A 20,664-nucleotide genomic window follows, 5' to 3' on the forward strand; every position below is an offset into this window, starting at 1 on the left:
TCCTCAGGCGGGGGTGATGGCGACCGGGATCGCGCTTTGCAGCGACTGGCCGGTGACGGGGTCATAGCGCACGCTCTCGCTCACCAGCCGGTTGGTCGAGGCGCCATGCTCGCGCACGCCCTCGGGGCCGATGCCGGGATCGCCGAAGGCGTGCGCCATCGACACGACGCCGGGGCGCATGTTCGGCGCCGCGCGTGCGACCGCGACGACCTCGCCCGCCGCCGATCGGATGCGGACGATATCGCCGTCGCCGCACGGAATCCGCGCAAGGTCGTCGGGGTGCAGGAAGGCGGGGTTGGTCGTGCGTTTGGCGCGCAGCGCGGGCAGATTCTGTCCGGTCGAGTTGAAGCGGTGCCGGCTCCGCCGCGACACCATGCGCCACGGGAAATCGGGGGTCGGCTGGTCGGCGGCGCCATAGGCGATCAGCCGATCGGGCATCCCGCCGGCGGCGAGGTCGAAGCGGCCGGGCGCGTCGGGGTCGCCCGCTTCGACGATCGGGTGAAGCTCGGGATAGATTACCGCCTTGCCGTCCACCGTATCGGCGCGCACCTGGCTCGGCAGCGCTGCGCAGCCCGCGACCATCAGGTCGAGAAACGCCTCCTTGGTCGGCCGTTCGTCCATCGGGCAGGGGCCACCCGCGAGCGGCAGGCCGGTGCCGAGCCGGTGCGCCAGTTCCCAGAGCATCTCCCACTCCTCGATCAGGCCTTCGGGGGCCTCGATCATCGCCTCGGTGTAGCGGGCGTAGGGGATTTCGTACCACCATTCGCTAAGGTTGCTGATATCCTCGCGTTCAAGGCACATTTTGGGCGCGAGGACATAATCGGCGCGCTTCGCGGTCGCGGACTCGGCGTTGACGTCGATCGCGACGAGCAGGTCGAGCCCGGCGAGGGCGCGCGCCATCTTGTCCTGATCGGGGAAGGCGACGAGCGGATTGCCGCCGATCACGATCAGTGCGCGTACCTGCCCCTCGCCGGGCGTCAGAATCTCGTCGGCGAGGACGTTGCACGGCATCTCCATGCCGAGATGGGTGAGGCCGCGAAAACGCGAGGCGGGGAAGCCCTTGCCATAGGGCGTCATCGGCGGCGCGACCTCGGCGCGGCGCGGCGTGACGGGGGTAAAGACGCGCGGAATCGAGCTTTTCTCCCCCTCGCGGCAGAAACGCCCGCAGAGGATGTTGAGCGCCGAGACGAGATATTGGGTGAGGGTGCCGTTGCCTGCCATTTCAGGCCCGGTGCCGGTCGAGACGACGCCTTTGGTGCCGTTCGCGAACATCCGCGCCGCGGCGACGAGCTGATTTTCCTCGACCCCCGCGCGCGCGGCGGCCGCCGCTGGGGGAAAGGCCGCGACGGCCCGCTGCAATGCGTCGAGGCCATCGACGTAGCGCTGGACGAACGCCCGGTCGTAGAGGCCTTCGGACAGGATGACGTTGACGATCCCCGCGAGCAACGCCGGGTCCTCGCCCGGCCGCACCGGCAGATGGATGTCCGCGAGCGCGGCGACGTCGCTCTGGCGCGGGTCGGCGACGATCAGCTTCAGCCCGTCGCCCAGCGCATCGCGCAGGCGGCGCGAGGGCGAGAAGGGCGGCAGACCGCCGGGCGGGCCATAGTGCGAGACGATCGGATTGTTGCCGATGAAGAAAGCGACGTCGGCCTCGGCGAATGTGTGCATCCCGCCCATCCAGCTTCCATATTGCATGGTCGTATAGACCTTCGCCGGCTGGTCGAGCGTCACCGAGGTATAGATGTTGCGCGTGCCGAGCCCCTGCGCGAAGGCGAGGGCGCTGCCGACCCCGGCGCTGTTCTGGAAGGCGTAGGTGCCGCCATAGACGGCGACTGCGTGCGGGCCGTGCCCGGCAATGATCGCGCCGAGCTTCGCGGCGATCTCGTCGAGCGCGGCCATCGTGTCGATGTCGGCGAAGCCCTCGGCGCCCCGCTTCTGCGACACCGTCAGCCGCTGCGGGCCATGATGCGCCTCGGGAAGCTGGCGGCCCTTGATGCAGCTATAGCCGCCGAACACCGGATCGTCGGGATCGCCCTGCACCTTCGTCACGCGCCCGTCCTCGATCGTGACCAGCATCGCGCAATTGGCGTGGCAGAATCGGCAGAAACTGCGGCGGACCTCGGGCATATGTCTCTCCCCGATCGCACCCTACGCGCGGACGCCCTTCGCGCGACTGGCACTTTTGGCGGTGGCTGGCGAAGCGTCGCGGGCGCAATTTCGGTGCCGGACAGGGAGAATATCGATGCCGACATCGCGCCAGTGGCTGCTCAACGGACATCCGCGCGGACGCGGGATCGCGGCGGACGATTTCCGGCTCGTCGAGACCGAGATCGGCGCGCCGGGCGCGGGCGAATTGCTGCTGAAGACGCTCTATCTCGGCTTCGATCCGGCGCAGAAGGGCTGGATGGAGAATATCGCCGACTATGTCGCGCCGATGGCGATCGGCGACGTGATGCGCGGCAGCGCGATCAGCGAAGTGGTGGAGAGCCGCCATCCGGGTTTCGCCGTGGGCGATCTCGTGATGGGGTCGACCGGCTGGACCGAATGGCATCTCTCGGCCGGCGAGGGTTTGGTGAAGATCGATACCGAACTGCCGCCGACCGCGATGCTGTCGGTGCTCGGGACGACCGGGGTCACTGCTTATTGCGGGCTGTTCAAGGTCGGGCGGCCGGTCGCGGGCGACACGGTGCTCGTCTCGGGCGCGGCGGGAGCGACAGGGTCGGTCGTCGGCCAGCTCGCGAAGATCGCCGGATGCCGCGCGGTCGGCATCGCGGGCGGCGAGGGCAAGTGCCGCTGGCTCGTCGAGGAAGCGGGCTACGACGCCGCGATCGATTACAAGGCGGGCGACGTGCGGCGGCAGATTCGCGAGCATTGCCCCGGCGGCGTCAACGTGATCTTCGACAATGTCGGCGGCGCGATCCTCAACGACATGCTCGGCGAGATCGCGACCGGCGCGCGCGTCGCGGTATGCGGCGGGATCAGCCGTTACGAGATGGGGACGCTGCCTGCGGGGCCGCAGAATTATTTCAACCTGATCTTCCGCCGCGGATCGATGGCGGGCTTCATCGTGCTCGACTGGGCGAACGAGTTTCCCGAAATCCGCCGGCGCCTCGAAAGTTTCGTCCGCGACGGCCGGCTCACCTATCGTGAGGATGTGCAGCACGGGTTCGAGAATGCGCCCGACACATTGCAGCGCCTGTTCAGCGGCCGGAACCGCGGCAAGCAACTCTTGAAGCTTTAGGGAGATCGATATGGGCAGGCTGGCCGGCAAGCGCGCCGTCATCATCGGCGCGGCATCGACGGGGAATATGGCGCAGGTCACCGCGCGGCGCTTCGCGCGCGAGGGCGCGACGGTGATGGTCGCGGGGCGGAGGCAGGAACCGCTCGACGCGCTCGCGGCTGAAATCGACGGTCATGCCGCACTTTGCGACATCACCGACCGGGCGTCGGTCTTCGCGCTCGCCGATACGGCGAAGGCGACGATGGGCGGGGTCGACATCGCGGTGAACGCGAGCGGCTGGGGGCTGCTCAAGCCCTTGCTCGACGTCACCGAGGAGGAACTCAACACCATCGTCGCGCTGCAATTCACGGGGGTGCATCATTTCCTCCAGACCTTCGTCGGCGCGATGCTCGCCAACGCGCCGAGCGGCGGGTCGATCATCCAGATTTCGTCGGCAACGACGCGCGCGCCGATCGGCAACCACGCCGCCTATATCGGCACCAAGACGGGGTCGGAGGCGCTGATCCGCTGCGTCGCCAATGATTTCGGCGCCGCGGGCATTCGCGCGAACATCGTCTCGCCGGCGTTCACCGAATCGCCGATGACCCAGGGCGCCTTCGCGACGCCCGGACTCGTCGACGCCTTTCTGCCGCGCTACCCGCTGGGGCGGCTGAACACGTCGGAGGATGTCGCCAACGCCTGCCTGTGGCTCGCGAGCGACGAGGCCTTCGTGACCGGCGAGAATCTGCAGCCGAACGGTGGTCTTACGCTGCGCGGCAATCCGCAGGAACATGACATCGCCGCTGCGGTTGGCGCGGCGATGGCGAAATTGCAGAGCTAGGCCGGCGCCCTAGCCGATCGGCCGCTCGCGCCCTTCCCAATAGGGTGCGCGCAGTTCGCGGCGGAGGATCTTGCCCGACGGGTTGCGCGGCAGCGCGGCGATGAAATCGACCGACTTGGGGCATTTATAGCCCGCGATCCGGTCGCGGGCCCAGCCGATGATCTCGGCCGCCTCGGCAATCGCGCCGGGTTTCAGCACGACGCACGCCTTCACCGCTTCGCCCCACCGGGCGTCGGGCACGCCGACCACCGCGACATCGGCGACCGCCGGATGACCATAGATCGCATTCTCGACTTCGGCGGGATAGACATTCTCGCCGCCCGAGATGATCATGTCCTTCACCCGATCGTGGAGGTAGAAATAGCCCTGTTCGTCGGTGTAGCCGGCGTCGCCGGTGCGCAGCCAGCCGTCGGCGTCGATCGTCTCCGCCGTCGCCTCGGGCCGTCCCCAATATTCGCGCATGTTCGCCTGCGCGCGGATCGCGATCTCGCCGATCTCGCGCGGGGGCAGCGGATGGCCTTCGGGACCGATGACGCGCATCTCCACCCCGCGCAGCGGCTTGCCGATCGATCGCATCCGCTCGTTCCCGGCAGGATCGTGATCCTCGGGCGGCAGCGCGGCGATCGTGCCCGAGGTTTCGGTCATCCCGTACATCTGGACGAAGCCGCACTGGAAGATGTCGATGCACTGGCGCAGCAGCGCGAGCGGAATCGGCGAGGCGCCATAGGCGATATGGCGAAGGCGCGAGAAATCGACCTCGCGCGCGCGGGGCTGATTGACGATGGTCTGCATCGCCGCGGGGACCATGAAGATTTTGGAGATATGATAGGCCTCGATCAGGTCGAGCACCCCGGCGGGATCGAACTCGCGGGTGATGACGCCGGTCGCGCCGTTGGTCATCACCGAAATACCATAGGCGGTGCCGCCGATATGGAAACAAGGCATGGCGACGAGCGCCACGTCATCCTCCTCCCAGCGCTCCCATTCGGCCAGCAGCGCGGGATCGCGGTCGAGCCGCGAGCGCAGCACCGATCCGTTGGTCAGCACCGCGCCTTTGGGCTTGCCGGTGGTGCCCGAGGTATACATCTGGATCACCGCATCCGGCTCGCCGCGCGACACGTCGGGATCGCTGTCGGTAAATGTGTCGCGCCAGCTCCGGTAGTCGGCGAAGTCGTTCGCCGCGCCCTCGATCGCGACGACATGCTCGACGCCCGGAAAAGCATCGCGGTTCGCCGCGACCAAATCGGTGAATTCGGGCCCGACGAACAGGATGCGCGCGCCGCAATCGGCGACGATCCACGCGATCTCGGGCAAGGCGAGCCGCCAGTTGACCGGCGTCATCACCCCGCCGGCCTTGGCGGCCGCCATCAGCAGCTCGAAATACAGGTCGCTGTTCTTGCCGATGTGGGCGACGCGCTCGTCGGGCTTCAGCCCCAGCGCGATCAGTCCGTTCGCGGCGTGGCTGCTGTTGGCGTCGAACGTACGATAATCGACCGTCCGCCCCTCGAAATGAAAGAGCGTCTTGTCCGGACGCTCGCGCCCGCCCCGCCGCGCGATGTCGGCGACCCGCGCAAATGATACGACCCCTTGCGTCACCTTGTTTCCTGCTCCCTGTCTTCAGGCATCCGCTTCGCCGAACGCCTCGCGATAGAGGCGGGAGTCGGCCGCATAAAAATTGCAATGGAATCCCGACGGAACGCGGAAAGGAATCCGCACGCTTGCGATCGGCCCCGCGGCGATGTCGAGCGCGGCGAAGATCGCCAGCTCGCTCGTCGCCGCGCCGGCGCGATGGACGAGCGTCATCGCATAGCCGTCGCCTTCGCCCTCGGCGCCCATCCTGGGCGCGAAGATCAGCTCGCCGCACGCGGCGCCCCTGCCGAAGTCGTAGACATCCTCCTGGCCGCCGACCGTATCGAAGCGCAGCACCGCGTCCATCCCCTCGGCGCGCCCGTCGCGGCTATTGAGGTTGATGTTCGCGAAGGCGTGGCGTGAGGCGCGCGTCATGAAACGGTCGTCCGGGCGCGGGAACTGGATGTCGCGGTCGTTCAGCGTCTCCTCGGTGATCCACGTCCCGTTGCCGTTCGCGCGGGGATCGATCGTCCAGCGGCGAAGGCTCTGCTGCGTATCGCCGTGTGTCCGCTTCGCGCCGGTCTCATCGGGAAAGAGTGCGGTGCCGTTCGCGGCGGCGACGTCGGCGATGATCCTGCCGTCCTGTTCCCAGACGTTGAGTTCGTGGAACATATGGCGCGGCTCATAATCGAACCAGCGGACGTCGCGCGCCGATCCGTCGCGCGGCATCACCGCGAACCGGGTCGGGCGATCGTTGACCCAGGCGGTCATCGGCCCGCCCTTCATCGCGCGGCCGAGGTCGACGTCGATCGGGATGACCGGGAAGACGACCCAGTTTTCGGTCAGGAAGAAGGTGTGCATCAGCGCATTGTGCGGCATGTCGATGACCTCGGCCTTGCGCACGCTGCCGTCGGCGGCGATCACGTCGTAACGAATCTGCGCCGCGCCCATCGGCCCGTTGATCATCGCGCCGATATTGACGAGCTCGCCCGTGGCATGGTCGACCTTGGGATGCGCGGAAAAGCTGGTGGTGATCGTCCCGCCATAATGGTCTTCGCCCAGCGTCTCGAGCGTGCGCGGGTCGAGCGCGACCGCCGGCGCGCCCTCCATCAGCGCGAGCAGTTTGCCGCCATGGACGATGATATTGGTGTTGCCGGTGTTGTAGCGCTTGCCGGCGACCGACGGGTCGGCGGTCATCGGGTTGCCGAACAGGCCGAACAGCCGCTTGCCCGCCGCCTTTTCGAGTTCGAACTTCTCGGTCCGCACCCAGCGGTTGAGCATCGATGCGCGGCCACCGGCGATGTGAAAGGCATAGACCATGCCGTCGCCGTCGAACCAGTGATACTCGCCTTCGCGCGTCGGATAGAGCGGCTCGGGACCATTGCGATAGAAGACGCCGGCGAGGTCGTCGGGGATCGCGCCGTCGACGATCAGGTCGGGGGCCGTCGCCTCGAACCGCACCGGCTGATGATGTCCCGACAGGAAGGGATGGTCGAAAAAGGCCTGCGTCATCCTGCTCCCTCGAAAAATCGTAGGTCGTTAGTCAAACAAGGGCGGTGCCGTGCGCCGCCCCTTGCTCGCTTGAATCCCGCCGTGCCCGTGGCGGGAGACACCGGCCCTGTTCAAATACGGCGCGTCAGAAACGGAAGCCGAGCTCGACGCCATAGGTGCGCGGCTGGATTGCCGCGCCGAAGGTGAAGAGACCCGCCACCGGCAGGGTCGACGACAGCCCCTTGTGGTTGGTGAGGTTGCGGCCGAACAGCGACAGGCTGACCTCGCGCCCTTCGCCGAGGAAGTGCGTATAGCCGATCTCGGCCGACAGATTTTCGCGATCCTCGGTAAAGCAGCGGTTGTCGTTGGTCACCGCGCCGGGAACCACTGGCTTGTTCGGCGTGATGCAGGTGACATAGCGGCTCTGGTAGCGGAGCAGGGTCGAGGCATCGATGCGGCCCGATCCGACGTCCTTCGTATAGTTGAGCCCCGCCGACCATTGGATCTTGGGCGCGCGGCGCAACGTCAGCGTCGACACGTCGTCGGGAATCCCGTCCGCCGCGCTGCCCGTGGTCAGCCCGACGATGTCGTTGAAGAAGCTGTTATATTGTGCGTCGGTATAGCTGAACGAGGCGTTGAAGCTGAAGGCGTTCGACATCTGCGCGATGATTTCGGCCTCGAACCCCTTGATGTCGGCCGAGGAGGCGTTCTGCACCACCGTCTCCTGCGGGCTCGACGACCCCGGCGGGGCGGGCTGAACCACCTCTTCCTGCTTGTTGTTATATTTGGTGTAATAGAAGGCGAGGTTGGTGCGCAGCGTCCGGTCGAGCCAGTCGGCCTTCAGCCCGACCTCATAGGCGTCGACCGTCTCGGGCTGATAGGGGCCGAGCGAGGTTGGCGAGGCCGCGCGGCCGTTGAAGCCGCCCGAACGGAAACCGCGCGAGAAGGAGGCATAGACCAGCTTGCCCGGCTCGATCGTATATTCGGCGTTCGCGCGCCAGGTGAATTTGCCGAAGCTGTCGCTGCCGCTGCAATTGTTCGCGGCGGTGTAGACCGGCAGCACGACCCCCGGGGCCGGGCTGAAAGTGCCGGTCGCCGCGACGCACGACTTGCCGTCGAAGCTCGGCAGGGTCAGCCCGACCAGCGCGCCGATGCGGCCGAAATTATTGAAGATTTCCTTCTTGTCGTCAGTGTAGCGCGCGCCGAGCGAAATCTTGAACGCATCGGTCAGCCGGATCTGCGCGTCGGCGAAGGCGGCGTAGGATTTGGCGGTGTGGTCGACATATTGGCGTAGCACCGCGGTCGATCCGCCGCCCAGCACGGTGCCGAAATTCGTCGACTGGTCGAGCTTGTAATTGCTGTTGAAATAATAGCCGCCGACCAGCAGGTTCACCGGGTCGAGGTCGGCGAGCAGGCGGATCTCCTGGCTGAACTGGTGATAGCGCTGGTCGCGTTTGGTCTCGAAGAAATTGGCCGAGGATCCGTCGAAATCCTGCGTCACCGATTCCTTGTTCTTGATATAGCCGGTGACCGAGCTCAGCGTCAGCCGGTCGCTGAGCTTGATATCGACATTGCCGGTGATGCTGTCGGCGTCGTTGCGCACCGGCGTGTCGATCGCCGAAAAGGTCGTGTAGAGGCCGTGGTCGGGCAGCGTCCAGCGGTTGCATTCGGCAAGCGGCGAAAAGCCCGGCACCCCGGGCGCGGCACACAGCACCTCGCGGCTGGTTTCGGACAGCGCCGACGACACGGTTTCGCCGCGTTCGCGGCTGTGCTGATAGGTGATCTGCGCGGTGATCGCGTCGCTCGGTGTGATGAGCGCGGTGACGCCGCCGGTCAGCGTTTCATATTTGCCCTGCCGCCGGTTCTGGGTGACGTTGAAATAATAGCCGTCGGTCTTGTCGTAATAGCCGAAGGCCTTGAGCGCGATGATGCCGCCCAGCGATCCCGTGTTGACGACCAGCCGGCCGCGCTTGGTGTCGAAATTGCTGTAGGCGAACTGGCCGCGCACGCCGAAGTCCTGGGTCGGCTTGGTGCGGATGACGTTGATGACGCCGCCGATCGTGTTGCGGCCGAACAGCGTGCCCTGCGGTCCGCGCAGCACCTCGAGCCGCTCGATGTCGAAGCTGTCGAGAAGCTGGCCGGTGTTGGTGCCGATGAAGACGCCGTCGACGACCACCCCGACCGCGGGGTCGAAACTCTTTTCGATATCCTCGAAGCTGATGCCGCGGATCGAGATGGCGGCGGCGCTCGGCCCCGCGCCGACCGAATCGACGACGAGGCTGGGGACGCGGCCCGCGATGTCGCGAATGTCGTCGATCGTCGCCGACTCCATCGCCTTTTCGTCGAGTGCGGTGACCGCGATGGGGATCGACTGGACGCTTTCCGAGCGCTTTTGCGCGGTGACGACGATTTCGCGGATGGCGCCGCCGCTGTTGTCGTCCGCCGGGGCGTCCTGCGCAAAGGCCGGCGTGGCGATGGCGAGCGCGGCGAGCGACACGGTGGTGTGGATGGCGGGCAGCAATCGGACATGCGTGGTCATCGTCATTCCTCCCTCTCGCGCCGGCGCATAGGCTCGCCGGTCACGTTGGGGGCAAGGTCCGCCGAATGCCGCGATTCAACAATCATCAAAAATATCAGGCACGCCGTAGCGGCGCGAAAGGCCCTGAATATGTGGGATTCTATTGCCTTTGCGTGGCGCCGCCGTCGACGAAAAGGCCGTGCCCCGACATGAAGCGCGCGTCGTCGGAGGCCAGAAAGGCGGCGACGTCGGCGATGTCTTCGGGCTGCCCGAGGCGCCCCAGCGCGGCCTTGTCGATCCAGCGCTGGCGATATTCGGGCATCGCGGAAAAGGCGGGGGCGGTCATCGGCGTGTCGATCGCGCCCGGCTGGATGCAGTTCACGGTGATGCCGAAGCCGCCGGCCTCTGCCGCGACCGATTTGGTCATGCCGAGCACCGCATGTTTCGATGCGCTATAGGCGGTCATCCCCGCCTCGCCGAAGCTCGACATCACCGATCCGATCAGGATGATCCGCCCGTGCGGCGAACGCTTGAGCAGCGGCAGCGCGTCGCGCATCAACCGGAAGACCGCGGTGACGTTCACCGCCATCATCTGGTCGAAAAATTCATCGCCATGCCCGTCGAGCATCTGCATCCCGGTGATGCCGGCGCAGGCCACGACGATGTCGAGCTTGCCGAAGCGGGCTTCGGCCTCGGCAACGAGCTTTGCGTTGATGCCCGATTCGGTTACATCGGCGACCAGGTCGACGTCGCCCGCGCGGTCGGTGGTCAGCACGCTTGCACCCTCGGTGGCGAAGCGCTTCGCCGTCGCGAGGCCGATTCCCGATCCGGCGCCGGTGACGAGCGCGGCCCGCCCCGCAAGGCGCCCGGCCGTCACAGCGAGCTGCCGCCGTCGATGCGGAACTCGGCGCCGGTTGCAAAGGCGGACTCGTCCGACGCCAGATAGAGGATGATCGCCGAAATCTCCTCGGGTTTGCCCAGCCGTCCGATGGGATGCGTCGCGACCCAGCTTTCGTAAAGCGCCTGGCCGTCCTCGACTTGCGCCATCACCTTGTCGAGGATCGGGGTGTGGATCGCACCGGGGTGCACCGAATTGCAGCGGATGCCATAGCCTTGGCGTGCATAATGGAGCGCGACCGACTTGGTGAGATGGGTGACCGCCGCCTTGGCGGCGTTGTAGGCGGCCAGATCGGCCTGCGCGCGCACGCCGCACATCGACGACATGTTGATCACCGACCCGCCATGATCCTTCATCATGGGAATGACGTGCTTGCAGCCGAGGAAGACGCCGTCGACGTCGATCGAAAATTCGTAGCGAAAGGCCTCGAGCGTCAATGCCTCGATCGACCCGTGCGTGGTGATCCCGGCGTTGTTGACGAGGATGTCGAGGCGATCGCAGGTGTCGAAGGCGGCGATCCATTCCTCTTCCCGCGACACGTCGAGCCGGATGAAGCGCTGGCCGAGGTCGGCGGCGAGCGCTTCGCCCGCCGCAGCATCGATGTCGGCGATCACCACCTCCGCGCCCTCGGCGACGAAGCGGCGGACGATGTCGAGCCCCAGCCCCGACGCGCCGCCGGTGACGAACGCCCGCTTGCCCGCGATGCGGCCCTGCTGCCCGGTCATCCCATTCTCCCTCGCCGGATCTTCCCTTGCTCTGCTTTCGAATTATCACGGCGCCCGCGACCCGCGGGCCTATTGATTGCGCTAGGTGCCGCTCCGCCGCCTCGCTGCCAGTCTGGACCAGATATCCGGGGAGGCGCGGCATGACGGAAAGCTGGGACTATATCGTCGTCGGCGCGGGATCGGCCGGCTGCGTCGTCGCCGAACGGCTGAGCGCCGATCCGCAGGTCCGCGTCCTGCTGCTCGAAGCGGGCGGCGCCAACGACAGCCGCTGGGTCGCGATTCCGAAGGGGGTGGCAAAGCTCGTCACCAACCCCGACCATATCTGGGCCTATGGCGTGACGCAGCCGCGCAGCCCTGGCGCGGCGGCGGGCGAGGTCTGGATTCGCGGCAAGGGGCTGGGCGGATCGTCGGCGATCAACGGCATGATCTGGAGCCGCGGCGAGCCCGCCGATTATGACGAATGGGAAAGGCGCGGCGGTACCGGTTGGAACGGCGAAACGATGACCGAGGCGTTTCGCGCGCTCGAGGATCATGGTCTCGGCGCCAGCGCGATGCGCGGCGCGGGCGGCCCCGTGGGCGTGGCGCCGAAAATCCACAGCTATCCGCTCGCCGAGACGATGGTGGAGGCGGGGGCCGAGATGGGGCTGACGCCCGTCGACGACCTCAACGCCGCGACATCGGATCGTGTCGGCTTTTATGCGCATAATGTCCGCCGCGGCCGGCGCGAAAGCGCGGCGACGACCTTTCTGGCCCGCGCGCGCGGGCGCGCCAATCTGCGCATCGTCACCCGCGCGCTGGCCGAACGGCTGATCGTCGCGGACGGGCGCGTCACCGGCGTCGAGGCAGTGGTCGCGGGGCGGCCAGAGCGGTTCGATTGCGCGGGCGAGGTGATCGTCTCGGGTGGCACGCTGGAAAGCCCTCTGCTGCTTCAGCGCTCGGGCATCGGTCCCGCCGATGGGCTGCGCGCCGCCGGGGTCGTGCCGCTGGTCGACGCGCCCGACGTCGGCGGCCGGATGCGCGAGCATCTGGGGTTCAGCATGCCGCACCGCCTGTCGCGCGACGTCGGCAGCAGCCGCAGCTTCTATGGCCTCGGCCTCGCCCGCGCGATGGCGCGATACTGGCTGACGCGCGGCGGGATCATGGCGACCGGGCCGTTCGAGGTCGGCGCCTTCCTCAACCTGACGAGCGCGGACCGCCGGCCCGACCTGCAGCTTTATCTCGGCGGCTACAGCTTCGCGCTCGGCGACGACAAGCATCCGGTGCCGCTGAACAGCATCGACCGTAAGCCGGGGATGACCATCTATGGCCAGCTCCTTCGCCTGACGAGCGAAGGGCGCCTGTCGATCACCGGCCCCGGCAGCGATGCCGCGCCGACGATCGAGCCCAATTGGCTGTCGACGCCCGAGGACGAACGCACGGCGATCGCTGCGGTCCGGGCGATGCGCCGCTATATGGCGCAGCCCGCGCTTGCGGCTTTCGTCGAGCGCGAACTGCTGCCCGGCGCGGCAGTGCAAAGCGACGCCGATATCCTCGATGCCTTCCGCCGCCTCGCGACCTCGGGGCTTCATGGTGTGGGAACCTGCCGCATGGGCAGCGACAATCGCGCGGTCACCGATGCGCGGCTGCGCGTCAATGGCATCGGCGGGCTGCGGGTCGTCGACTGTTCGGTGATGCCGTCGCCGGTCACCGGCAACACCAACGCGCCCGCGATGGCGCTGGCGCTCCGCGCGGCCGAATTGATCCGCGAGGACCGGCGGACGGTGCGCGCTTAGACCCGCTCGCGCTCTTTGAGCCAGCCGATCCCGCGGCGCAGCAGCTCGTGGAAGACCGGCAGATCCCAGGCGCAGCGGTCGACCGTCGGCCACCAGTCCATCATCGGCTGCAGGTCGTAATGCCCCCGGCAATGGCCGAGCGTCAGGTAGAGGACGGCGCCCGCGCCGTGCCGCTTGATGTAGAAGACCGGATAAGTCCCCGGTGCGTCCTCGGCCTCGACGAAGCCGGTGCCGGGCCCCGTGCATAGGGTGTCGAGCAGGACGTGCAGATGCCCATGGGTTTCGAGGTGATAGAGCTCGTCGGTCGTCTCGAACGGCTCGATGCCGCGGGTCAGCGGGTGGTCGGGGTCGGCGACGCGGACCGTATAGGGCTCGATCGCCGGGTGGCTGATGAACTGCGAGCCGAGCAGGTCCATCATCAGCGGCGCCCAGCGTGGCGCCTCCCACAATCCGCTGTCGAGCAGGCGCAGGATCGAATTGGTGCCGTGGAGTGCATACCAGCGGCCGCCGCGATCCAGCCAGCGTTTCAGCGCCTCCTGCGCGGGCAGCGACGGCGTGACGTCGCAGGTATAGGTGATCAGGATGTCGGCGGCCTCGATCGCCTCGATCGCTTCGTAATTTTCGAAGACGCGGGTGCGGATGCGCGGATCCTCGGCGAGCAGCTTCAGCAACTCCAGCCGCGCATAATCCATGTCGTGCCAGACACCCCCGCAGATCAGCACGCAATCGATGCGGGGCGGATGCTCGCTGTCGCTCATCGGCTCTTTCTCCTCCTGTTCCGCTGGCATCATGCGGGCGCGCCATGCCCGCGTCACCTTATTCTATTGATAGGTTTCGGCGGGGCGCGAAACTGGCAAAGAGGGCAGCGAGAGGAGAGGCGCGATGCGGCAGAGGCTGGACGGCAAGGTCGCCCTGGTCACCGGCGGGACGAGCGGAATCGGCGCCGCGACGGTCGCGCGCTTGGCGCGCGAAGGCGCGACGGTGGTCTTCACCGGCTCCAATGCCGAAGCGGCCGCCGCTGTCGAGGCTGACACCGGCGCGGTCTTTCGCGCCCACCGCGTCGAGGATGCCGCGGCCTGGGAGGGATTGATGGCCGAGGTCGAGGCCGAATATGGCCGGCTCGACATCGCCTTCGCCAACGCCGGGACCGAGGCGGGCGATGCGAGCGTCGAGGAGATCGGCCTCGATGCCTGGAACCATATCGTCGCGGTGAACCAGACGGGCGTGATGCTGACCGTCCAGCACGCGATCCGCGCGATGGCGAAGAATCCGCACGGGCCCGCCGGCTCGATCATCGTCAATTCGTCGATGAACGCGCACCGCGCGATGGGCAATTATGCCGCCTATTCGGTGACCAAGGCGGCGGCGGTCGCGCTCGTCAAATCGGCGGCGATCCACTGTGCGGGAAAGGGCTATGCGATCCGCGTCAACGCGATCCTGCCCGGCGTCGTCGAAACCGACATGATCCGCGGCGTCATTGACCGTTCACCCGATCCCGCCGCGGCGCGCGCGGCGTTCGAGGGGATGGCGCCGATGAAGCGGATGGCGCAGCTGGACGAAGTGAGCGCGCTCGTCGCGTTCCTGGCGTCCGACGAGGCCGCCTTCATCTCGGGCAGCGACTATGTCATCGACGGCGCGACCACCGCCGGCATGATGGGCGTATAGGCAGCCGGTCGGCGGCCGCGAGTTCGATACCCCGGGTGCCAAAGCTCCGAAAGAGAATCCGATCGGTCCGCAGTGCGGCCAAGCTGACAGCAGGCTGACATCGATCGCAGTGCAATTGTCAGCGCGCCCGGCCGATAGGGCTTTGGAGAGCGGGAAGCCATCCCGCCCGCCGAAGGGGCTCGTTCGTGACATATGGCGTTCGCATCGCATGGCTGCTGTCGTTTGGCGTCGTGATACCCCTGCCTGTGGTCGCGCAGGACGGGGCGCAGGCCCCGTCCTATGACGGGCATTTCTTCGACCGGATGCAGCCGTCCAACGCCTATGAAATGGTGGCGCTGCTGCCGGGCTTCACCCTCGTCGAAGGCGACGGCGACGTGCGCGGCTATTCGGGCGCGGTGGGCAATGTCCTGATCGACGGCCAACGCCCCGCGGGAAAGACCGATTCGCTGAGCGCGATCCTGAAACGCATTCCGGCGGCGCGCGTCGAGCGGATCGAGCTGATCCGCGCCGGCTCGGCCAGCTATGATATGCAGGGCTATGCGCTGCTCGCCAATATCGTCCTGACAAAGGCCGGCACGGTCAGCGGCCGGGTGGAGGCCGAGCAGGCCCTCTATCGCCACGGGCGCCGGGCCCCGCGCGTTTCGGTGCAGGCGACGTTCGACGGACACGAGCGGGTGATCGACCTGTTCGGCACCGTCTATCGCGAGATCGACGACGAGCATGGCTTCGGCGTCCGCAACCGCTTCGCGCGCGATGGCACGCCGCTGCGCTTGGTCGATTACGCGCAGCCCGAGGGCGCCGACATCGCGCAGGCGACGCTCGCCTATCGCCAGCCGCTGTTCGGCGGGACGGTGCACCTGAACGGACTGGTGCAGGACAAAAGGAAATTCGCCGACATCGCCTATGCCATCACCTTCCCCGCGCCCGCCGCGATCACCGGCAGCGAGCGCGAGCATGCGCGCACCTGGGAAGGGGGACTGCGCTACGAACGCGCGCTCGGCGCCGCGAACGATCTCGAACTGGTCGGAAGCTACCGGTCGGTGGCGACCGTCGGCATCGATCGCGAGACGGCGGCGTCGGACAGCAGCGTCTCCGACGAACGCGCGCACGCCAGCGAGGCGATCCTGCGCGCGGCGCTCCGCCACCATCGCGGCGACTGGGCGCTCGAGGTCGGCGCCGAGGGCGCGATCAATATCCTCGACAGCCGCAACGCGCTGATCGAGGATGGCGAACCCGTCCTGCTGCCCCAGGCCGATGTCCGCGTCGCCGAGCATCGCGCCGAATTCTTCGCGACCGCGAGCCGGCCGCTCAATGCCCGGATCACTGCGGAACTGGGCATCCGATATGAAATGTCGCGCCTGTCGCAGACGGGCGACATCGACCTCGTCAAATCGCTTGCTTTCTGGAAGCCGCGCGCACGGCTCATCTGGACGCCGACGCCGAACCAGACGCTGCGGCTGCTGGCCGAACGCGAGGTCGGTCAGCTCGATTTCGGTGATTTCGTCGGCGCCGCTTCGCTGACCAGCGGAACGATCAGCGCCGGCAATGCCGATCTGGAGCCCGACAGCCTCTGGCGCATCGAGGCGACGTATGAGCGTCGTTTCGGCGCCGGGTCTTTCACGATCGCCGCGCGCCGCGAATGGATATCCGATCTGGTCGACCAGCTCCCGGTCGTCGTCGATGGAACCGTCTACGACGCGGTTGGCAATATCGGTGCGGCGCAGCGCGATATCGTCGAGGCGTCGCTCAAATGGCCGCTCGATGGGATCGGTGCCAAAGGTGTCGTCGTCACGGCCGACCTTGCCGCGCGGCGCGGCCGGGCGACCGATCCCTCGACCGGCGCGCGGCGTCCTATTTCGGGCGATCTTCCGGTCGAGGCGAAGATCGCGCTGACCCACGACATTCCGGCGTGGAAGCTGCGCTGGGGCGGCAGCTATGCCTTCGCGCGCACCGAAACCGCGTTCAAGGTCGAGGAGATCGAGGCCGATCGCCTGGCCGGGCGGCTCGACCTGTTCGTCGAATATCGCCCCGATGCGCGCTGGACCTTGCGCCTGTTCGGCAAGAATCTGACCGACAGCCCCGCGACGCGGACGCGCGACATCTATGCCGGCGTCCGCGGCGACAGCGCGCTGCGCTATCGGGAATTGCGGGTGCTGCGCAGCGGACGCTATGTCGGACTGACCGTCCAGCGCAGCTTCGGCGGGTGAGGCTTACCCGCGCGGCGCGGCGAGCCGGGCGAAATCACTCCAGCCGCACGCGGTCGCCTCGACCGAATTGCCGCACCCCGGAATGGGAAGATAGCGGCGGAACAGCGCGTCGCCCGACCCCAGCGGCTCGAGATTGCGGAGCTGGTCCATCGTCTGTGCGCGATAGAAGGCGCGGACATAGCGGTCGCCCTTCGCATTGCTCACCAGTTCGAATCCCAACGCGCTGCCGGGCGGAACCTCGTCGGCGGGATAGCTCGGCACCTGCCAGTGCAGGTCGAAGAAGCCGCCGAGGTCGGCGACGTTGGTGTCGTGCCCGGCGAGCAAGGTCAGCCGCGCCGGGCTCCGGTCGCCGAGCGCCGTGACGATTTCGTGGACGATCGGCGCGGCGGCGGCGGCGGCGATATAGCCGGGGCGATTCGAATAGCGGAATTTGAGCGGGTGAAAGCGCAGCAACTGCTCGATTTCGGCGCGGCTCACGCGGCCCCAGCCGACCTCGGCCATCGGCTTGCCTTCCAGATATTCCAGCACCAGCGTCTGGCTCGCGGTCGATCCGATGTCGAGCGGGCCTTCGATCTCGGGGCGATCGTGCGGCTGCGCGACCAGTCGGCTCGGCTCGGCGATCAGCGGGCAGGCGGGCAGCGCGCAATTCAGCACTTTCGCGAGCAAGGTCAGTTCGCCGCGATGGCGTGCGGTTTCGGCGGTCAGCCCGCCCTCGGGCGCCTGGGCGAGCGCGGCATCGAATGCCCGCTTGCCGTCGAACGAGGCGGGGCCGCCGTCGAGCCCATGAAAGATCGCGTCATCGTCCGGACCGGCGGGATGCGCGACATCCGTCGCGCAGCCGGGCATGAACCCTGCGGCCCAGCTCTGCGCGGTCGCGATCGTGCGCTCCTTGTAGCTTGCCTTGAGAACGATCGTGCCCGCCGCCGGGCATCCCTCGGGAAACAGGCCGCGACCGCCGAAAGCGAGGCGGTCGCTTTCGCCGAGAAGCTTGACTCCCGCCGCGCCGTGCGGCGTCAGCAGGCCGAAATCGACCGGCCAGTCGGGCCATGTTTCGGCCGAATAACCGGGCGGCACCACCGCCGCTTTGGTTGGCGGGCGAACGCCGTGGCGCATCAGCATCACGACCTTTTCGAGCTTTAGCGACCCCGGCGCGGCAGGCGATGCGTCGGCGCCGGGCGCGGGCGCGGCGCAGGCCGCGAGCAGCGCGGCGGACAAAAGCAGGCTATGCTTCACGGACTCTCTCCCTTGTGGAATAAATTTATCGATCATGTATAAATCAGAAAAAATATTTCATCAATGCCCGGCATCGAGAAAATGAGACGCCGGACAATATGTCCGATGATGCTATCAGCTTGATGTCAGCCTGAGTGTGGCAAGGAAGGCCATGAAGAAAATCTATCTGCTTGCGGCCGCGATGGTCGCTCTCGCCACTCCCGCCCTGACGCTTGCGAGCGACAAGCACGATGAAGCCGATCAGCGCGCCGCCAGCGCGGCGCTGGCGCGCGGGGAGATCCTGCCGATCGTGCGCGTGCTCGCGATCGCGACCGAACGCGTCCCCGGCGACGTGCTCAAGGTCAAGCTGGAACGCGAATCCTTCGGGTTCAAATATGAGGTGAAAATCCTCACCCGAAGCGGCAGGGTGCGCGAGGTCGAGGTCGATGCCCGCACCGGCCGGATACTCAAGATCGAGGATGATTGATGCGCGCCCTGGTGGTCGAAGACGATCCTGTCGTCGCTTCCGAACTGGTTCGCGGATTGGCTGCCGCCGGGTTCGTCGTCGATCTGGCCGGCGATGGCCAGCAGGCCTGGTTCAACGGCGATGTCGAGGATTATGACGTCGCGATCGTCGATCTCGGCCTGCCGCGACTCGACGGTCTCTCGGTGATCAAGCGCTGGCGCGACGCGGGGCGCGGCTTTCCGGTCCTCATCCTGTCGGCGCGCGGCGACTGGACCGACAAGGTCGCCGGGATCGAGGCCGGCGCCGACGACTATATGGCGAAGCCGTGGGCGATGGAGGAACTGGTCGCACGCGTTCGCGGGCTTCTCCGCCGCGCGGCGGGGCGGTCCAGCCCGACGCTCGAGGTGGGGCCGCTCCGGATCGACACGCACCGGATGACCGCGACCCTCGATGGCGCCTTCGTCAAGCTCTCGCCGCTCGAATATCGGTTGCTCGACTATCTTGCCCATCACGCCGGCCGCGCAGTGCCCGCGACCGAGCTTTCCGATCATCTCTATGGCGATGGCGATGCCGAAAACGCCAACGCGATTGAGGCGCTGGTCGCGCGGCTGCGGCGCAAGCTCGGCGCCGACACGATCCAGACGCGGCGCGGCTTCGGCTATATTCTGCCGGCGACCGCTGCGTGACAGGCGGCTCGCTCCGGCTTCGGTTGCTCGCGGGGGCCGGGGTCGCGATCGCGCTGGCGCTGCTCGTCGCCTGGTTCGCGATGACGTGGCTGTTCGACGGCCATGTCGAGCGGCGCGTCGAGGACGAACTCCTCGTTCAGGTGCGGCCGCTTCTTGCCGATCTGCAATTGGCGCGCGGGGTGCCGGTCGCGGGGTCGGAGCCCGCCGATCCGCGCTTCGCGGTTCCCGCCGGCGGACTCTATTGGCAGGCGTCGACCGGAGCCGGCGCGATCCGCTCGGTTTCGCTCTGGGACAGCCACCTGCCCGCCGCGGCGTCGGCGCCCGCCGACCGCTGGCGGATTCGCCGCGCCGCCGGCCCCTTCGGCCAGCATCTGCTGCTGATGGAACGCGCGATTCGCCTGCAGCCGCAGGAGCCGCCGGTGATCGTCCAGCTCGGCTACGACCTTGCCAAGCTGGCGCCAGCGCAGCGCGAGTTCGGGCGTGAGATGGCGCTGTTCCTCGTGCTGCTGTGGGCGGTGCTCGCGCTCGCGGCCTGGGCGCAGGTCGGGCTGGGCCTCCGTCCGCTGCGGCGTGTCGGGCAGGAGGTCGAGCGGCTGCGCCGCGACGCATCGGCGCGTCTTGGCGGCACCTATCCCCGCGAACTCGCGCCGCTCATCGAATCGATCGACGCGCTGGCCGATGCGCGCGAAGCCGATCTGGTGCGCGCACGCCGCCGCGCCGCCGATCTGGCGCACGGCCTCAAGACCCCGCTCGCCGCGCTCGCCGCGCAGAGTGCGCGCGCGCGCGAGGGCGGCGCCGCGGCGATGGCCGACGGTCTCGATTCGTCGATCGCCGCGATGCGCGCGGCGATCGACGGCGAACTGGCGCGGACGCGGATCAGCCTCGTTTCCGAAGGGCGCAGCACGGTGGCGCTGCCGCTGATCGAGCGGCTGATCGCGGTGATCGAACAGACCGGGGCGGGCGAACGCGTCGCTTTCTCGCTGGCGTGCGACGAAAGCGCGACGCTGCCGCTCGCGAGCGACGATGCCGCCGAACTGCTCGGGCCGCTGCTCGAAAATGCCGCGCGCCATGCCCGCCGCCTCGTCCATGTCGCGGTGGAGACGGTAGGCGACCAGCGGATGCTGATTGTCGGCGACGATGGCCCCGGGCTCGACAGCGCGCAGCGCGACGAAGCGATCCTGCGCGGCGCGCGCCTCGATTCGGGGGGCGAAGGCCATGGGCTCGGCCTTGCCATCGCGCGCGAGCTCGCTGAAGCGTCGCGGGGCGATCTGGCCCTCGCGCGCTCGCCGCTCGGGGGGCTTGAAGTCCGCGTCGGCTGGACGCTATCCGCCTGAACTTCCTGTCAGCCTGGTGTCAGATCGCGCGCCGTGCGCGCCACATCGCTGCGTCTCGCC

The 20,664-nt window shown here is 67.6% G+C and carries 16 protein-coding genes; 8 read left to right on the top strand and 8 right to left on the bottom strand.

Annotated elements, in window-relative coordinates; all coding sequences use genetic code 11:
• Window positions 1-3 precede the first annotated feature (3 nt).
• A complete protein-coding gene (locus tag VHO04_RS12880; RefSeq protein ID WP_329628661.1) occupies window positions 4-2,127 on the bottom strand; it encodes a molybdopterin-containing oxidoreductase family protein in 2,124 nt (707 codons plus the stop codon).
• A 115-nt stretch (window positions 2,128-2,242) separates the two neighbouring features.
• On the opposite strand from VHO04_RS12880, the gene VHO04_RS12885 reads away from it, so the two are divergent.
• Both VHO04_RS12885 and VHO04_RS12890 read left to right on the top strand, forming a co-directional pair.
• A complete protein-coding gene (locus tag VHO04_RS12885) occupies window positions 2,243-3,241 on the top strand; it encodes an NADP-dependent oxidoreductase (RefSeq protein ID WP_329628662.1) in 999 nt (332 codons plus the stop codon).
• Window positions 3,242-3,251: 10 nt separating this feature from the next.
• Window positions 3,252-4,061, top strand: coding sequence for an SDR family oxidoreductase (locus VHO04_RS12890; RefSeq protein WP_329628663.1), 810 nt, complete (start codon window positions 3,252-3,254; stop codon window positions 4,059-4,061).
• A 9-nt stretch (window positions 4,062-4,070) separates the two neighbouring features.
• On the opposite strand, the gene VHO04_RS12895 is transcribed toward VHO04_RS12890, so the two are convergent.
• The 5 genes from VHO04_RS12895 to VHO04_RS12915 form a co-directional block, all read right to left on the bottom strand.
• Window positions 4,071-5,657: a fatty acid--CoA ligase gene (locus VHO04_RS12895; RefSeq protein WP_329628664.1), complete on the bottom strand. Its 1,587-nt coding sequence runs from the start codon at window positions 5,655-5,657 to the stop codon at window positions 4,071-4,073.
• A gap of 21 nt (window positions 5,658-5,678) precedes the next feature.
• Entirely contained in the window at window positions 5,679-7,142 is a 1,464-nt protein-coding gene (locus VHO04_RS12900) for a carotenoid oxygenase family protein (protein ID WP_329628665.1), read from the bottom strand.
• A gap of 124 nt (window positions 7,143-7,266) precedes the next feature.
• Window positions 7,267-9,660, bottom strand: a complete 2,394-nt coding sequence (locus VHO04_RS12905) for a TonB-dependent receptor (protein ID WP_329628666.1) — start codon at window positions 9,658-9,660, stop codon at window positions 7,267-7,269.
• 139 nt (window positions 9,661-9,799) lie between these two features.
• A complete protein-coding gene (locus tag VHO04_RS12910) occupies window positions 9,800-10,516 on the bottom strand; it encodes an SDR family NAD(P)-dependent oxidoreductase (protein ID WP_329628667.1) in 717 nt (238 codons plus the stop codon).
• A complete protein-coding gene (locus VHO04_RS12915; RefSeq protein WP_329628668.1) occupies window positions 10,513-11,262 on the bottom strand; it encodes a glucose 1-dehydrogenase in 750 nt (249 codons plus the stop codon). Before VHO04_RS12915 ends, VHO04_RS12910 begins: the two co-directional genes overlap by 4 nt.
• A 140-nt stretch (window positions 11,263-11,402) precedes the next feature.
• On the opposite strand from VHO04_RS12915, the gene VHO04_RS12920 reads away from it, so the two are divergent.
• Window positions 11,403-13,034, top strand: a complete 1,632-nt coding sequence (locus VHO04_RS12920; RefSeq protein WP_329628669.1) for a GMC family oxidoreductase — start codon at window positions 11,403-11,405, stop codon at window positions 13,032-13,034.
• Here the strand turns inward: VHO04_RS12920 and VHO04_RS12925 are convergent.
• Window positions 13,031-13,825, bottom strand: a complete 795-nt coding sequence (locus tag VHO04_RS12925; RefSeq protein WP_414713113.1) for a ThuA domain-containing protein — start codon at window positions 13,823-13,825, stop codon at window positions 13,031-13,033. The two genes, VHO04_RS12920 and VHO04_RS12925, sit on opposite strands and share 4 nt — an antisense overlap.
• 91 nt (window positions 13,826-13,916) lie before the next feature.
• On the opposite strand from VHO04_RS12925, the gene VHO04_RS12930 reads away from it, so the two are divergent.
• Window positions 13,917-14,699, top strand: coding sequence for an SDR family NAD(P)-dependent oxidoreductase (locus tag VHO04_RS12930; RefSeq protein ID WP_329628670.1), 783 nt, complete (start codon window positions 13,917-13,919; stop codon window positions 14,697-14,699).
• 185 nt (window positions 14,700-14,884) lie between these two features.
• Window positions 14,885-16,906: a TonB-dependent receptor domain-containing protein gene (locus VHO04_RS12935; protein ID WP_329628671.1), complete on the top strand. Its 2,022-nt coding sequence runs from the start codon at window positions 14,885-14,887 to the stop codon at window positions 16,904-16,906.
• A gap of 3 nt (window positions 16,907-16,909) precedes the next feature.
• Here the strand turns inward: VHO04_RS12935 and VHO04_RS12940 are convergent, their stop codons facing one another.
• The gene (locus tag VHO04_RS12940; RefSeq protein WP_329628672.1) at window positions 16,910-18,139 is read right to left on the bottom strand and encodes a histidine-type phosphatase; all 1,230 of its coding nucleotides are present in this window, start codon (window positions 18,137-18,139) and stop codon (window positions 16,910-16,912) included.
• Window positions 18,140-18,290: 151 nt separating this feature from the next.
• On the opposite strand from VHO04_RS12940, the gene VHO04_RS12945 reads away from it, so the two are divergent.
• The 3 genes from VHO04_RS12945 to VHO04_RS12955 are packed head-to-tail and all read left to right on the top strand — an operon-like array spanning window position 18,291 to window position 20,604.
• Window positions 18,291-18,605, top strand: a complete 315-nt coding sequence (locus VHO04_RS12945) for a PepSY domain-containing protein (protein ID WP_329628673.1) — start codon at window positions 18,291-18,293, stop codon at window positions 18,603-18,605.
• Window positions 18,605-19,270, top strand: coding sequence for a response regulator transcription factor (locus VHO04_RS12950; RefSeq protein WP_329628674.1), 666 nt, complete (start codon window positions 18,605-18,607; stop codon window positions 19,268-19,270). Before VHO04_RS12945 ends, VHO04_RS12950 begins: the two co-directional genes overlap by 1 nt.
• A complete protein-coding gene (locus tag VHO04_RS12955) occupies window positions 19,267-20,604 on the top strand; it encodes a sensor histidine kinase (protein WP_329628675.1) in 1,338 nt (445 codons plus the stop codon). Before VHO04_RS12950 ends, VHO04_RS12955 begins: the two co-directional genes overlap by 4 nt.
• The last annotated feature ends 60 nt before the right edge of the window (window positions 20,605-20,664 follow it).

This window comes from Sphingopyxis sp., assembly GCF_036261875.1.
Taxonomy (GTDB): domain Bacteria; phylum Pseudomonadota; class Alphaproteobacteria; order Sphingomonadales; family Sphingomonadaceae; genus Sphingopyxis.

What these genes read in the sequence shown, in the direction of transcription:
- VHO04_RS12950 (WP_329628674.1), top strand. Translation starts at nt 18,605, where the DNA reads ATGCGCGCCCTGGTGGTCGAAGACGATCCTGTCGTCGCTTCCGAACTG.
- VHO04_RS12880 (WP_329628661.1), bottom strand. Translation starts at nt 2,127, where the DNA reads ATGCCCGAGGTCCGCCGCAGTTTCTGCCGATTCTGCCACGCCAATTGC.
- VHO04_RS12915 (WP_329628668.1), bottom strand. Translation starts at nt 11,262, where the DNA reads ATGACCGGGCAGCAGGGCCGCATCGCGGGCAAGCGGGCGTTCGTCACC.
- VHO04_RS12925 (WP_414713113.1), bottom strand. Translation starts at nt 13,825, where the DNA reads ATGATGCCAGCGGAACAGGAGGAGAAAGAGCCGATGAGCGACAGCGAG.
- VHO04_RS12885 (WP_329628662.1), top strand. Translation starts at nt 2,243, where the DNA reads ATGCCGACATCGCGCCAGTGGCTGCTCAACGGACATCCGCGCGGACGC.
- VHO04_RS12920 (WP_329628669.1), top strand. Translation starts at nt 11,403, where the DNA reads ATGACGGAAAGCTGGGACTATATCGTCGTCGGCGCGGGATCGGCCGGC.
- VHO04_RS12900 (WP_329628665.1), bottom strand. Translation starts at nt 7,142, where the DNA reads ATGACGCAGGCCTTTTTCGACCATCCCTTCCTGTCGGGACATCATCAG.
- VHO04_RS12890 (WP_329628663.1), top strand. Translation starts at nt 3,252, where the DNA reads ATGGGCAGGCTGGCCGGCAAGCGCGCCGTCATCATCGGCGCGGCATCG.
- VHO04_RS12905 (WP_329628666.1), bottom strand. Translation starts at nt 9,660, where the DNA reads ATGACCACGCATGTCCGATTGCTGCCCGCCATCCACACCACCGTGTCG.
- VHO04_RS12945 (WP_329628673.1), top strand. Translation starts at nt 18,291, where the DNA reads ATGAAGAAAATCTATCTGCTTGCGGCCGCGATGGTCGCTCTCGCCACT.
- VHO04_RS12930 (WP_329628670.1), top strand. Translation starts at nt 13,917, where the DNA reads ATGCGGCAGAGGCTGGACGGCAAGGTCGCCCTGGTCACCGGCGGGACG.